This window comes from Streptomyces noursei (assembly GCF_016917755.1).
GTDB classification, from domain to species: Bacteria; Actinomycetota; Actinomycetes; order Streptomycetales; family Streptomycetaceae; genus Streptomyces; species Streptomyces yunnanensis.
The window spans coordinates 226,218-240,017 of record NZ_CP070326.1; the positions used below are offsets into that span (position 1 = coordinate 226,218).

Consider the following 13,800-nt stretch of genomic DNA (forward strand, 5'->3'; position numbering starts at 1 on the left):
GGCTGGAGGTCAATCCCTTTCCGCCGACGCCGGAATCCCGTACAGCGGGACGGTCACGTGCCTGCTGGAGCGTACCGATGGCTCGACCGTCCGGCTCGGCAGCTTCCGTCTGCACGGGGGGGACGGCTACTGGGGCGGTCCGGCCTCCTTGAACGCCGCCACGCTGTCCCACGTCCGCCTGACCTCGGCCGACGGTCACGATCTGGCAACCGCGCGCTTCAGCCCACGGTGACCTGCACAGACACAACGGCCCTCGGACGCCCTGGCTCCTGTCGCCCGCGTGCCTGGAGTGCGGACGACAGGAGCCAGGTGGCACGCCTGGGAACCTAGCTACTTGCTCCTGAAGAAGTATGGGACGTCGCTGGGTTGTCCTTTGGGGAGAGCTGGTGGGGGCTGTCTCTTGGCCGCGATAGTGGAGGCGGGTCGTTGTGGCCGGGGGTGGGGCGGTGTTGCGTGTCGCGGGAGTGCAGGATCCCTGGTGGGAGGTGCTGCCGGAGCAAGCTCGACAGATGCCCTCCGAGTTGGCCAGGATCGATGCGTATCTGGACGACGAGCGGTTCATCGCCCCCTGGCGCGGGGTATTCGCCGAGCGTCTGGGGCGGCCGTCGATCCCGGTCGAGACGCTACTTCGGCTGCTGTATCTCAAGCACCGCTACCAGCTCGGCTACGAGACGCTGTGCCGGGAGGTCGCCGACTCGTTGAGCTGGAGGCGGTTCTGCCGGATCCCACTGACGTCCCCGGTCCCGCACCCGACCACCTTGATCAAGCTGATGCGCCGCAGCGGAACGCAGACCGTCGAGCAGCTCAATGCCGCGCTGCTGGGCAAGCTGGTCGAAGACAAGCTGCTGCGATGCCGCAAACTGCGCATCGACACCACGGTAGTCGAAGCCGATATCGACCACCCCACAGACGCTGATCTGCTGGAGCACGGGGTGCGCGAGCCGGGCCGGCTGGTGCGGCGGATCAAGGCTGCGGGCGCGGCAAGGCGCACGTCCTTCCGGGATCGCAGTCGATCTGCGGGGCGCCGGCTGAAGGAGATCTCGCGTACGCTGCGGCGGCGCACCGGGCAGGCGCTGGGTGAGATCGACCGGCTCACCGGTGAGATCGCGACTGTGGCTCGTGCGACCCTGCGGGACGTGGCTGCGGTGGAGCGCAATGCTCTGCGTGCGCTGGGCAAACGGCCTTCGGGACGGCTCGCGCATCTGGTGGGTGCGCTGGCCGAGACTGCGGCAGGCACCCGCCGGCTGCTGGAGCAGACCGCTTTGCGGCTGGCGGGCATCCGCACAATCCCTGACCGGCTGGTTTCGTTGGCCGACCCCGATGCCCGGCCGATCCGCAAGGGCAAACCCCAGCACCCCACCCAGTTCGGCTACACGGCACTGGTGGCCGAGGACGAACGCGGCTTCGTCGTCGACCACCAAGTCCAACGTGGGAACCCACCCGACGCGCCGCAACTGGTTCCCTCCGTGGAGCGTGTCACCATGCTGACCGGCCGCCCACCGGGCACGATCGTCGCCGACCGGGGCTTCGGTACCGCGGCCAACGACCAGTCCCTGACCGAACTCGGCGTCCAGCGGATCGGTCTCCAACGCGCTGGAAGACCCGGCAAGGCACGACGTGAACACGAACGAAGTCGCCCGTTCCGGCGCATGCGCAACTGGAGAGTCGGGATCGAGGCCCGCATCAGCCATCTCAAGCGCAGCTTCGGCTTCCGCCGCACCCGCCTCCGCCGCCTGACCGGCGCCCAGACCTGGGCCGGACTCGGGATCTTCGCCTACAACCTCCACCGGATGACCACCCACAGCCGGTGAGGCAGGGACCAACGGCAGACCGGCGGCCAGGGCGCCATCCAACCGCACCGCCCCCGCCACCAGCCCAAACCCTTTTTCAGGAGCAAGTAGCTAGGCACCCGCTGCCGTGACGACGGCGTCCGTGGCGAAGCCGAGCAGCAGGCCGACAAGGATGCACCAGGTCGTGAGGATCTTCTGTCCGCTCCTGCGAGCCACCGCCAGCAGTTCGATGACGACGTAGAGGATCGAACCCGCGGCCAGGCCGAGGAAGGCGATCGAGAGGGTGTCGTTGACCAGGTGCTGGCCGACGATGGTCCCCAGGAAGGTGGGACCGCCGCCGATCAGACCGAGCCCGAGCAGCGTGAGCCAGGAAGGCCGTTCGCCTTCGGCGGCCAGCGGCGCGACGATGCCGAAGCCCTCGGTGGCGTTGTGCAGTCCGAACCCGACGATCAGCAGGACGGCGAGGGAGAGTTCGCCCTGGGCGGCGGAGTTCCCGATGGCCAGCCCCTCGGCGAAGTTGTGCAGGCCGATACCGGTGGCGATCATCAGCGCGAGCGAGCCCGCCTGGCTGCGGTTCTTCCGGGGCAGCTCGGTGGTCACCGCGCCCGGGTCCGCCGACTGTGCGGTGGCGGCCCGGCGGCGGCCGAGCCAGCTGTCGTAGTGCACGAGGCCGGCCAGTCCGATCGTCAGGCCCACGGCCAGCGTGCCGCCTCCGGTCGCGACCGTCTCCCAGTCGTGTTTGCCCAGCGCGGTGTCGATGGGGTCCCAGGCATGGGTCAGAACGTCCCAGACAAGGAAGGTCAGGATGCCGATGGCCACCGCGTTCAGCCCTGCCTTGAGGCGGGGTGTGGGAGTGCGCAGGCGGCCGAGGGGAAGTCCGAGATAGATGGTGAAACCTGCGATAGCTCCCAGAAGGGCGATATGCGCGCTGGACATGGGGTCTCCGCTCTGACGTGCACGGGGGAAGCGCACAGAACGTAAGGCAGGCAAGCCTTGCCTAACAACCCAGGGGGCCGGACTTCAAGAAAGCTTGGGAAACCCATTACGGAGGTATCGCGTGTCTGTTTGAACCTGGTGGGCCGCGCCTTGACTCCGGTGGCCGGGCACGGCGAGCGTGCGACACGGCCCAGCAGGTGCGGGCGAGCACTCCAGGCAACGGTCCCAGGCGAGGCGAAACCAGGCTCGTCGCATTTCGGGCGGAGTCCGGAGTGGGGCTCGTGCCGAGCAGATCGTGACCGACGCGCACCGCTGCGTCCAGGTCACGCCGGCGGACGTTTCAGCGGGCGCAAGACCCCCATCGCGTAGAGGAGATAGGAGTTGGGAGATGGGGGCCGGCCAGCAGTGGGCATCGGGTCGATACGATCACCGCGTGCGTAAGGACATCCCACTCGACCTCATCGTGGTTGCACCCGATCCCGCCTGGGCGCGCCGGGCCGAGGACCTCGCGGACGCGCTCTATGTGTCGCTTCAGCCGCTCGCGGTCCACGTCGAACACATCGGCAGCACGGCGGTGCCCGGCATGGCGGCCAAACCCGTCCTCGATCTCCAGGTCAGTGTCCGCGACCTGAAGGAGGTGGTGGGCGCGTTCGACGAAGCGCTTGCCGGCCACGGCTTCGTGCGCGCTCCCTACCGGCAGGACCACGTTCCCGCGGGCAGTGACGACGATCCGGCGCGGTGGGCGAAGCGGCTGTGGACCCGGCGCGGTTCCCCGGATCCGGACGTCAACCTCCATGTCCGTGTGGTCGGTTCCCCCAACGAGCGACTGGCGCTCCTCTTCCGTGACTGGTTGCGTGCCCATCCCGAGGCGGTGCCGGCCTACGCCCGTTTCAAGCAGCTGCTGGCCGAGGCCGTTGCGGACCTCGCGACCTACGCCGACGTCAAGGACCCGGTGGTCGACCTCGTGGCCACCGTCGCCGAGCCCTGGGCCCGGGCGACGGGGTGGCAGGCGTCGACCACCATGACGGTCCGGCCCGCCGCACGCCGCTCCTGACCGCGTGGCACCGTGCGGCCCTGCGCGCCGACGCGCCGGCGGTGCCGCCTCCTGACGTACTCGTTCGGGTTGACCTGCTCGTCCGGGTGGATTTCAGGCGGAGGGTCCGGGGCCGGCCTGCGTGGGGGAAGCCGCCGGCGCGGGCTCGCCGGCCGGGTGGACGGGCTCGGCGCGCCCGGTGGCCGGGCTGCCGGGCGCGGCGTGGATGGTGCGCGGCTCCGGTTCCGGCGGGGTCGGGGGGCCGGGCTGCTGGGGGGCGGTCGGGGCGCCGTCCTCCTTCATGGCCTTGGCCTCGCTCTTGAGGATCCGCAGTGATTTGCCCAGTGCGCGGGCGCTGTCCGGCAGTTTCTTGGAGCCGAAGAGGACGATCACCACGATTGCCACGATCAGCAGGTGCCATGGCTCCAGTCCGTTGCGCAGCATCGCCGCCGCCTCTCTCGCTCGTCGGAGTCATCGGCCGGCGGGCCGGACTCCGCATTTCACTTGCTATATTGCGCAACTGTACAACCCTGGTCGAGGGTGAGCCCTCTTCCCTGCAAGAACCGCACGGACAAGGGCGCACACGTGACACGCAGCCTCGAAGAGCGAACCAGGACCCGCGCTGACGGGCCCGGCCGGAGGCGGCGGCGCAGCGACGAGCCCGGGCGGGGGCGGCGCCGCCGCAAGCGCAGCAAACTGCGGTTAGCCGCCGCGTTCACGCTCTCCGTCCTCGCCCTGCTCGCCGTCGGGGCCGGGTGCGTCTACCTCCAGCTGAACGGGAACATCACCACCTTCGGCGCGGACGGGGTGAGCGACAACCGGCCCGCCGCGGGCGCCGGCGGCAGCAACGTGCTGGTCATCGGCTCCGACTCGCGGGCGGGCGGCAACAGCAGGTTCGGTGGCGGGGAAGGCGACGTGGGGCGCTCCGACACCGCGTTCCTGCTGCATGTCTACGGCGACAGCCAGCACGCGGTCGCCGTGTCCCTCCCCCGCGACACCCTGGTCGACATCCCGCCCTGCAAGCTGCCGGGCGGGACGTGGACCCAGTCGCAGCACAACGTCATGTTCAATGCCGCGTTCACCGTCGGGCAGACGGCGAAGGGCAATCCCGCCTGTACGCAGAACACGGTCGAGAGGCTGACCGGTCTGCGCGTGGACCACACCGTGGTCGTCGACTTCGAGGGTTTTTCAAGGATGACCTCCGCCGTCGGCGGTGTGCCCGTGTGCCTGCCCAAGGACATCCGTCAGGGCGATCTCAACCCCAACCGCGCCGCGCCGGGGAAGGTCATCTTCCCCAAGGGACCGCAGACGGTCTCGGGGCAGCGGGCCCTGGACTACGTGCGCATCCGACACGGCATCGGCGACGGCTCGGACATGGGGCGGATCAAGCGTCAGCAGGCGTTCGTCTCCAGCCTCATCAAGAAGATCAAGTCGCAGGGGGTGAACCCCTCGACGCTGCTGCCGCTGGCGAACGCCGCCGCCGAGTCGATGACCGTCGACCCGGGACTGGGCACCGCGAACAAACTGATCTCGTTTGCGATGTCGCTGAAGGACATCGACCTGCACAACACCAAGTTCGTCACCATGCCCTGGCGCTACCAGGGCGCACGGGTCGCCATCGTGCACCCGGACGCGGACGCCCTGTGGGCGGCGCTCAGGGCGGACCGCACCATCGACGGCGAGGACGCCAGCGGCAGGTCCCGCCACGGGAAGCACGGTGCGCACGGGAAGAGCTCGGCCCGGTCCGCGAGCACCGGTGCCCCGGTGTCCGGAGCGGGCATCAGCGTCGTGGTCTACAACGGCACCCGGGTCGCGGGGCTGGCCGCGAGCGCCGCGGACGAGCTGAAGACCGTGGGCTTCACCGTCACCGGCACCGCCACCGCCCCGTCCCAGGACCACGCCACCACGGTGATCGCCTACGGACCGGGGCGGTACAGCCAGGCACGCACGCTCGCGCGTCTCTTCGCGGGCGCCGACGTCCAGCAGGCCACCAGCTCCGGCGCCCCCGGCATCAGCGTCACCCTCGGCCAGTCATACGCGAACGACCCGCACGCCGGCGCGTCCGACGCCTCCGGCCACGTGCCCTCGGCGGTGTCGGACAAGGTCCGCTCCGCCGACGACAACCCCTGTTCCAACCTCTCGTACGGATGAGCTTCGAGCACCGCCGTGCAGAGGTGTCACAGCGAGGAACGCGATCCGAACGACGAGGGTGAGACATGACACTGAGTCAACTCGACTTTGTATCAGTAGATTTGGCGAGGTCGCAGGAGTACGGCGGCCACATCGACGGAGGGGGAGGTCTTCTGTAGTGCGTGCGAGACTACGGGACCGGTTGCGATACTGGTTCGACGGCACGATGGACCGGGGGACGCCGGCCCTGATCGGCTGGCTGGGCCTGGCCTCGGTCGCGCTGATCGCCGTGGTGACCGTGTTGGTGGTGGTCTTCACCGACTCGGACACCGAGAAGAACGGCGGTTGGCCGGGCGTGGCCTGGATGAGCCTGCTGCGTACCCTCGATCCCGGCACGATGGGCGGCGACACCGGTGGGCCGGTGTTCCTGGGCCTGATGCTGACGGTGACGATCGGCGGGATCTTCATCGTCAGCGCCCTCATCGGTGTGCTGACCACCGGCCTCGAAACCAGGATCCAGGAGTTACGCAAAGGCAAGTCACGGCTGATCGAGCACGGGCACACCATCGTGCTCGGCTGGTCGGAACAGGTCTTCACGGTCATCGCGGAGCTGGTGGAGGCCAACCAGAGCCAACGGCGCTCCTGTGTGGTGATCCTCGCCGACCGCGACAAGTTCGCGATGGAGGACGAGATCCGCCGACGGATCCCGGAGACCGGCCGCACGCGGGTGATCTGCCGCTCCGGAAGTCCGCTCCAGCGTGCCGACCTGGAACTGGTGAGCCTGGACGCGGCCAAGTCCATCATGGTGCTGCCTCCGGTCGGGGACGACAGCGACACCGACGTCATCAAGGTGCTGCTGCTCCTCAACAGCCGCCGCTGGAAGGGGGCCCGCCCGAACATCGTGGCGGCCGTGCAGAACTCCCCGAACCTGGCGGCGGCCCGACTGGCCGCGGGCGACGACGCGCTGGTGATCGACGCCGACGACATCGCCGTCCGCCTCATCGTGCAGTCGCACCGGCAGTCCGGCCTGTCCACCGTCTTCGACGAACTGCTCAGCTTCGTCGGCAACGAGTTCTATCCGTACGCCGCGACCGCGCTGGCCGGCGCCACCTACGGGCAAGCCCTCAACCGCTTCGACCTCGGCATTCCGGTCGGCCTGCGCAGGGCCGACGGCGAGACCCTCATCAACCCCCCGATGGGCACCGTCATCGGCCGCGACGACCAGGTGCTCGTGGTCGCCGAGGACGACATCCTCATCCGGCTGGCAGACACCCGCCCGGACATCGTCGAGCCGGCGATCGCCCCGCCCGCCGACCGGCCGCCGGTCTCCGACCGCACCCTCGTCATCGGTTGGAACTCCCGGGGCGCCAAAATCATCAGGTTGCTGGACCGCCTGGTCGAGCCCGGTTCACTGATCGACATCGCGGCCTCGCGGCGCCCCGCCGACGACTTCCGGGACCAGCTGGAGAACCTCACGGTGGGATACAAGCCCTGCGAGCCGACCCTCCGGCCGTCCCTGGAGTCCCTGGGCCTGGACCGCTACCGCCACATCATCGTCCTCACCGACGACGACATCGCCCCCGAACGCTCCGACGACCGCACCCTGGTGACCCTGCTCCACCTGCGCGACATCGCCCTCCGGTCCACCCATCCGTACTCGATCGTCACCGAGATGAACAGCGACGCCAACCGCGAGATCGCCCAGGTCACCAAGGCGGACGACTTCATCGTCAGCACCAAGATCATCAGCCTTCTGCTGACCCAGCTGACCGAGGACCGCGACCTGCACGCCGTGTTCACCGACCTCTTCGACCCGGAAGGTTCGGAGATCTACCTCAAGCCGGCCACCAGCTATCTCACCCCGGGCACCACGGCGAACTTCGCGACCGTCATCGAGGCCGCCCGGCAGCGCGGAGAGACCGCCATCGGCTACCGGCTCGCCCGGCGCAGCGACGAACCACCGGCCTACGGGGTCGTCCTCAACCCCTCCAAGACCGCGCCGCTGTCGCTGGGCGAGGGCGACACCATCGTGGTGCTCGCCGAGGACGGCCGGGTGACGGCGAACATCCCCGGCCCGAGGGGCGCGTGCAGCAAGTCGACACCGAGGCGACCACGGCCGTAGACCGGGCCTGGAAGCCTTCGAGGCCCGCGCCATGATTTCTTTGGTTGCGCAACTGACGACATATTGGCGCGGGCGGACGTTCGACGGCGGTCGGGCGCCCGGACGGCGACGCCCTGCCCCTGGAGGAGATCCGCAACGCCCTGGACCCGAGGGCCGAGTTGGCCGCGGTCATGGAAGCGGTCCGCCGCCCGGCGGATGCCACCGCGGCGCCTGAAGCAGCGGCGCCCCGAGTGAACTTGACGAAGGACGCACAAGGCACACCGCCCAGGCACCCGCCCGTGGACATCGACGCGACGTAGCCTCCCGCTGCGCCGCCCACCGGGTTCAGAGCGCCGTTGCGGTGGGGTCGCACAGGTAGCCGTCCGGCGTCGTGGTGATGATGGCTCCGTAGCGGGTTCCGAGCTTCTGCCGCAGGGCGGTGACGTGCCTGGCGAGGGTCTGCCGGGCATAGGGGGCGGACTGTTGCCAGACGAGTTCCATCAGCCGGTCGTGGCTGAAGAACTGCTGCGGGTGGGCGATGAGGTGAGCGAGGAGTTCGAACTCCATACCGGTCAGCCGGACCCGCCGTCCGTCGACGGAGACACAGCGGCAGCCCAGGTCGACCACGAGGTCGTGCACGGTGTGGACGGGTGCCTGGGGCGTGTCGGTGCGGTCGCAGTGGGCTGCCTCGTGTTGGTCCAGGTGCCAGTGCAGGCTGCTGACGGCGGGCTCCAGCCACACCAGCGAGAGGAGCTGGGTCAGGGCGGCGGTGACCGGCCCATGGGTGGCGAAGGCGGCCTCCAGATGAGTCGTGTCGGCCGTGCCGCTCCGGCCGGCCAGGTCGGTCAGCTGGATGTCCGGACCGGTGAACGCCTGGGCGAGCCGGGCCCGAACGCGTGGCGCGGCCGGGGTGTCGCACTGCACGTGCGCGACACCGCGCCGCGTGCCGTCTCCGGTGGTGTTCGGAGAGACTGCGGCAAGCCTCTCGACGGAGTTGAGCAGCAGGTTGGTGGGGAAAGACATCGTGGCTTCTCCTTTGCGCCAAGGGCGCTGGGTCGACGGGGTCAGGACGTCCGGCGCCAGACTGCTTCGATGTGGCGCCGGCCGTCGGGGCCGGTCACCGTGTGCCAGTGGGCGCGCAGATGGTGTCCGCGCCGGGCGCCGGTCCCCGTCGAGGGGGCCGTCCCTTCAGCGGAGAGGGCCTGCAGGACGGTGTTGTCGAGGGCGCCGTCGGCGATCCGCCGGGAGGCTCGGGCCAGCACGGCGAACGCGGCTGCGAGGGCCGCGCGGCGCTCGGGGCGGCGGATGGCGAGGGTGGTGAGGACGGACATGGGGACACCTCCGTGAGGCCACGCGTGCCGAAGCCGTGGGCACGGCCGGGCAGCGGTGAAGGGGTGTGGTTTCGGGAATGCCGCGGGCCGTTGCGGCGGCGAGCCCGCAGGGTGCCCCGGGCGGCGGCGGTGAGGTGACCGTCGCCCGGGGACGTCAGTGGGGGACGGCGAGCTGCACGATGCGGACGATCACGAGGACCATCGCGGCCAGCAGGTAGGTGCGCAGGGCGGCCAGGCCGATCTTGAACGGGTGGGGTGGTGGTGCTGGTGATGGTCAGGTCGGTCATGGCAGCCTCCCGGTCCCCCGTCCGGGGGAGGATTGGGGCACGCAGCAGCGATCCCCCTGCGAGCGGGCAGCACGAGAACCCGAGGCGGCGTGGTGCCGCACGGGTGACGTACGAGGTCTGTGATGCGCGGACGCGCAGGGGAGGTGGTTACCGCGTACCGGAGGTCAACGAGGACAGGTGGGTACGGGGCCGACTGCGGCCCGGACTACTGCAATGATCATCCATGTCTCTCGCCTCCTCCCGGCTGGGGCGCCCGAGCGCCGTGACGGACCGGCAAGGAGCGGACCGGGCCGCACGCGGCCGGCTCACCCCAACTCGTCAGAGCTTTGGCACTCCACGGCGTAACCCCCTTGGCGGGGTAGCCACTTGGGGTCACCCCTTAGGCCGGGGAGACCTGTCCTGACCCTGGGCGTCTCTCGACGTCGTGGGGTCAGTGGCCTGTGTCCGTGAAGACGCCTCACCGAACGAGGTGCCCTTCGTAAACCTCTACGAGTGTGCACTCTACTTGCATATCGACGCAACTACTTGGCGCAACCTTGACTGGCCCCCGGAGGCAACGGAAACCACGCAACCACCCCTTCCATATTTGCACATTGATGCAATAACGGGCACACTTCTCGCGTCCAGGCTCCTCCCCCACGGACGGGCCCCAGGGCCCCAGGGCCCGAGCAACCGGCGCCGAAGGGAGGCAGCCATGGGCGACGACCCACCCAGTCCGCGCTGCCTCGCCGGCAACCGCTGACACCCCATCACGCCCAGGACCGCCCCGCCTTCCGACCCTCGCCCGGTGCCGCCCGGCGGCAGCGCCGCGCCGGCCTCGCGCGACGTGGCGCGGGCGTTGCGCGCCCGCCTGGCCCGTCCCCACTACCGGGGCGCATTTCCCTCACTCGCGCCGCCGGCGTGCCCGCCCGGGGCGCCGTGCGAGAGCATCGATGTCCACCGTGCGGTCGGAGGTTGCTGTCATGTCGTCGTTCCGGACCAGTCCCGCCGTCTCGCGGAAGTCGCTGCCGTCGCGGCTGGCAGGCCGGATGTCCCGTATGACCTGGGTCGACATCGCGGTGGCGGCCGCGGTGCTGGTCCTGCTGTACATGACCGTACGGGTGGGCCAGGGCACCACCGTCCGCTTCTCCACCAGCCAGTCCGCCAAGATCGACACCGACCCCTGGCAACTGCCCTACTACGCCGCGCGCAGTCTGCTGCGGATGTGCGTCGCGCTCGCGCTCTCCACCGTCTTCACCTTCGTCTACGCCCTGGCAGCCGCCCGCAGCAGGCGCCTGGAACGAATCCTGATCCCGGCCCTGGACATCCTCCAGTCCGTGCCGGTGCTCGGCTTCCTCACCGTGGCGGTGGCCGGATTCGTCGCCCTGTTCCCCGGCTCGATGCTGGGTCTGGAGTGTGCGTCGGTCTTCGCGATCTTCACCTCGCAGGCATGGAACATGGCCTTCGGGTTCTACCACTCGCTGGCCTCGCTCCCCCGCGAACTGGACGAGCTTTCCCGCTCGTTCCGCTTCACGCGGTGGATGCGCTTCTGGAAGGTCGAGCTGCCGGCCGGGGCCATCGGGCTGGTGTGGAACGGGATGATGAGCTTCGGCGGCGGCTGGTTCTTCCTCGTCGCCTCCGAGGCCATCAGCGTCGGCAACAAGAACTTCGCGCTCCCCGGCATCGGCTCCTACGCGGGCGCGGCCATCATCGACGGCGACCTCGGCAAGGTCGGCTGGGCCATCTTGGCCATGACCGTGATGGTCGTCGGGGTCAACTTCTTCTTCTGGCGACCGCTGACCGCCTGGATCGAGAAGTTCAAGTACGAGCAGTCCGAGGCCAGCGAGATCCAGCGCAGCGTCATCCTGGACTTCCTGCGCCGCTCCCACTGGCCCCACCTGCTCGGACCCCTGCTGCGCCCGCTCGGGCGCGGCCTGGCCCGGGCGGGGCGGATCTTCGGCATCGACGACCGGCCCCTGACCGTTTCCCCGCGCCACCGGCGTACCGGCGACATCGCATTCGCCGTCGTCGCGGGCGGCCTGATCCTGTGGGGGCTGGCCGACCTCCTGGGCTATCTCCGCGATCGAAGCGGGCTGGGGGTCTTCGGGGAACCGTTGCTGCTGGGCCTGGCGACCCTGGCCAGGGTGATCGTGGTCGTGGTGGGGGCCACCCTCGTCTGGGTGCCCATCGGGGTGCACATCGGCTTCTCACCGAGACTGACCCGCATCGCCCAGCCCCTGGTGCAGGTCCTGGCGAGCTTCCCGGCCAACTTCCTCTTCCCGCTCGCCGTGTGGTTCTTCCTCAGGACCGGGCTCTCGCTCGATGTGGGCGGTGTGCTGCTGATGGCCCTGGGCGCCCAGTGGTACATCCTCTTCAACACCATCGCGGGAGCCATGTCCATCCCCACCGACCTCCGCGAGGCCATGGACGACCTGGGCGTCCGCGGTTGGCAGCGGTGGCGACGGCTGATCCTGCCCGGGATCTTCCCCTCGTACGTCACCGGCGGGATCACGGCCTCCGGCGGTGCCTGGAACGCCTCGATCGTCTCCGAGATCGTTCCCTTCGGGACCACCACCCTGACCGCCACCGGCCTGGGCGCCTACATCTCCCACGCCACCGCCGACGGCAACTATCCGCGCCTGCTCGCGGGCGTGGCCGTGATGAGCCTCTACGTCGTGGGGCTCAACCGCCTCTTCTGGCGCCGACTCCACCGGCTCGCGGAAACCCGCTACACCACCTGACCTCCCCGGCGAAGCCACCACCGCCCGAACCAGCGAGGACGTCCCATGCTCCTGAGCACGCTGCGCAACCTCCGCGCCCGCCGCACCACCGCCGCGTGCCGGCCGGCGAGAGCAGCCGACGGCGACGTCCTGCTCACCGCCGAGGCCGTCACCAAGTCCTACGCGGGCGCCGACGGCGAACTGCCCGTGCTCTCCGGTATCGATCTCACCGTCCGCGCCGGCGAGATCGTCGCCCTGCTCGGCAAGTCCGGCTCGGGCAAGTCCACCCTGCTGCGCTGCCTGGCCGGCCTCATCCCGCCCAGCACCGGCACCGTCACGTACCGGGGCACGCCCCTGACGGGCGCCAACCCGGGCACCGCCATGGTCTTCCAGACCTTCGCACTGCTGCCCTGGCTCACCGTCCAGCAGAACGTCGAGCTCGGCCTCGAAGCGCGCGGCGTCCCGGCAGACCGGCGCTCCGAGGCCGCCCTCCAGGCCATCGACCTCATCGGCCTCGACGGTTTCGAGACCGCCTACCCCAAGGAGCTCTCCGGCGGCATGCGCCAGCGCGTCGGCTTCGCCCGCGCCCTCGTCGTCGAACCCGACGTCCTGATGATGGACGAGCCCTTCTCCGCGCTCGACGTCCTCACCGCCGAGAACCTCCGCGGCGAGCTGATGGAGCTGTGGGAATCGGGCCAGTTCCCCACCCGCGCCATCGTCGTGGTCACCCACAACATCGAAGAGGCCGTCCTCATGGCCGACCGCATCATCGTGCTCGGCTCCCGTCCCGGCACCATCCGGGAAACCTTCGACGTCGCCCTCGATCGCCCCCGCGACCGCGACTCCACCGGCTTCGAGGACCTCATCGACCGCGTCTACCGCACCATGACCGGCCGCCCCAAGGAAACCCGCCTCCCGGGCCGCACCGAAGCCCTCGAATCCGAAAAGCGGACCGTCGGCAACACCCCGCTGCCGCAAGCCAGCGTCGACGGTCTCTCGGGTCTCGCCGAGATGGTCGCCCACCGCGGCGGCGCCTGCGACCTGGCCGACCTGGCAGAGGAGCTGGGTCTCGAAATCGACGACGTTCTCCCCCTCGTCGACTCCCTCGAACTCCTCGGCCTCGGCAAGATCAGCGAGGACGATCTCGTCCTCACCGAACGGGGCACCGCGTTCGCCGGCGCCGACGTTCAGCACTCCAAGGAGATCTTCGCCGAGGGCGCGGCCGACCTCCCCCTCGTCCGGCTCATCGCCACCAGCCTGCAACAGAATCCCGACCGAACCCTTCGGGCCGGCTTCTTCCGGGACCTGCTCGCCCACCACTACACCAGCGAACAGGTCGACCAGCAGTTGGAGACCGCCACCGACTGGGGCCGCTACGCCGAGCTCTACGCCTACGACGCAGGCCCCCGCGAATACCGCCGGGTCGAACCGGACTAGGGCGTGTCCGCAAAGTCCCGTCGTCCGCCCGGAGGGCAGGACGTTGCGGACACGCC

The 13,800-nt window shown here is 69.8% G+C and carries 10 protein-coding genes and 1 riboswitch; of the genes, 6 read left to right on the forward strand and 4 right to left on the reverse strand.

The features are described from left to right. Positions 1 to 446: 446 nt before the first annotated feature. Complete coding sequence (locus JNO44_RS00720; RefSeq protein WP_205360404.1) at positions 447 to 1,811, forward strand: ISNCY family transposase; 1,365 nt, start codon at positions 447 to 449, stop codon at positions 1,809 to 1,811. Positions 1,812 to 1,901: 90 nt separating this feature from the next. On the opposite strand, the gene JNO44_RS00725 is transcribed toward JNO44_RS00720, so the two are convergent. After that, a complete protein-coding gene (locus tag JNO44_RS00725) occupies positions 1,902 to 2,726 on the reverse strand; it encodes a ZIP family metal transporter (protein WP_205360410.1) in 825 nt (274 codons plus the stop codon). 433 nt (positions 2,727 to 3,159) lie between these two features. On the opposite strand from JNO44_RS00725, the gene JNO44_RS00730 reads away from it, so the two are divergent. Then, positions 3,160 to 3,780: a GrpB family protein gene (locus JNO44_RS00730; RefSeq protein ID WP_240167349.1), complete on the forward strand. Its 621-nt coding sequence runs from the start codon at positions 3,160 to 3,162 to the stop codon at positions 3,778 to 3,780. Between the two features lie 93 nt (positions 3,781 to 3,873). Here the strand turns inward: JNO44_RS00730 and tatA are convergent, their stop codons facing one another. Next, positions 3,874 to 4,203 carry a Sec-independent protein translocase subunit TatA gene (tatA, locus tag JNO44_RS00735; RefSeq protein ID WP_205360414.1) on the reverse strand — a complete coding sequence of 110 codons (330 nt, stop codon included), beginning with the start codon at positions 4,201 to 4,203 and terminating at the stop codon, positions 3,874 to 3,876. A gap of 141 nt (positions 4,204 to 4,344) precedes the next feature. Between tatA and JNO44_RS00740 the strand changes: the two genes are divergently transcribed. Both JNO44_RS00740 and JNO44_RS00745 read left to right on the forward strand, forming a co-directional pair. After that, positions 4,345 to 5,910, forward strand: a complete 1,566-nt coding sequence (locus JNO44_RS00740; RefSeq protein ID WP_205360416.1) for an LCP family protein — start codon at positions 4,345 to 4,347, stop codon at positions 5,908 to 5,910. Positions 5,911 to 6,067: 157 nt separating this feature from the next. Then, positions 6,068 to 8,011: a CASTOR/POLLUX-related putative ion channel gene (locus JNO44_RS00745; protein ID WP_240167350.1), complete on the forward strand. Its 1,944-nt coding sequence runs from the start codon at positions 6,068 to 6,070 to the stop codon at positions 8,009 to 8,011. A 324-nt stretch (positions 8,012 to 8,335) separates the two neighbouring features. Here JNO44_RS00745 and JNO44_RS00750 read toward each other — a convergent pair whose 3' ends face one another. Both JNO44_RS00750 and JNO44_RS00755 read right to left on the reverse strand, forming a co-directional pair. Then, positions 8,336 to 9,013: a winged helix-turn-helix domain-containing protein gene (locus tag JNO44_RS00750; RefSeq protein ID WP_205360418.1), complete on the reverse strand. Its 678-nt coding sequence runs from the start codon at positions 9,011 to 9,013 to the stop codon at positions 8,336 to 8,338. Positions 9,014 to 9,054: 41 nt separating this feature from the next. Beyond that, positions 9,055 to 9,321: a hypothetical protein gene (locus JNO44_RS00755; protein ID WP_205360420.1), complete on the reverse strand. Its 267-nt coding sequence runs from the start codon at positions 9,319 to 9,321 to the stop codon at positions 9,055 to 9,057. Between the two features lie 589 nt (positions 9,322 to 9,910). Continuing rightward, positions 9,911 to 10,084: riboswitch (M-box (ykoK) riboswitch) on the reverse strand. 486 nt (positions 10,085 to 10,570) lie between these two features. Here JNO44_RS00755 and JNO44_RS00760 point away from each other — a divergent pair. Both JNO44_RS00760 and JNO44_RS00765 read left to right on the forward strand, forming a co-directional pair. Further along, on the forward strand, positions 10,571 to 12,328 hold the full coding sequence (locus JNO44_RS00760; protein ID WP_205360422.1) for an ABC transporter permease: 1,758 nt from the start codon (positions 10,571 to 10,573) through the stop codon (positions 12,326 to 12,328). A gap of 45 nt (positions 12,329 to 12,373) precedes the next feature. Then, positions 12,374 to 13,744 (forward strand): ABC transporter ATP-binding protein, encoded by a 1,371-nt coding sequence (locus tag JNO44_RS00765; RefSeq protein ID WP_205360424.1) that lies wholly within the window; start codon positions 12,374 to 12,376, stop codon positions 13,742 to 13,744. Positions 13,745 to 13,800: the final 56 nt, after the last annotated feature.

Bases quoted from the DNA above. Each gene is read 5' to 3' on its own strand.
- JNO44_RS00725 (WP_205360410.1), bottom strand. From the start codon at position 2,726: ATGTCCAGCGCGCATATCGCCCTTCTGGGAGCTATCGCAGGTTTCACC.
- tatA (WP_205360414.1), bottom strand. From the start codon at position 4,203: ATGCTGCGCAACGGACTGGAGCCATGGCACCTGCTGATCGTGGCAATC.
- JNO44_RS00750 (WP_205360418.1), bottom strand. From the start codon at position 9,013: ATGTCTTTCCCCACCAACCTGCTGCTCAACTCCGTCGAGAGGCTTGCC.
- JNO44_RS00755 (WP_205360420.1), bottom strand. From the start codon at position 9,321: ATGTCCGTCCTCACCACCCTCGCCATCCGCCGCCCCGAGCGCCGCGCG.
- JNO44_RS00760 (WP_205360422.1), top strand. From the start codon at position 10,571: ATGTCGTCGTTCCGGACCAGTCCCGCCGTCTCGCGGAAGTCGCTGCCG.
- JNO44_RS00765 (WP_205360424.1), top strand. From the start codon at position 12,374: ATGCTCCTGAGCACGCTGCGCAACCTCCGCGCCCGCCGCACCACCGCC.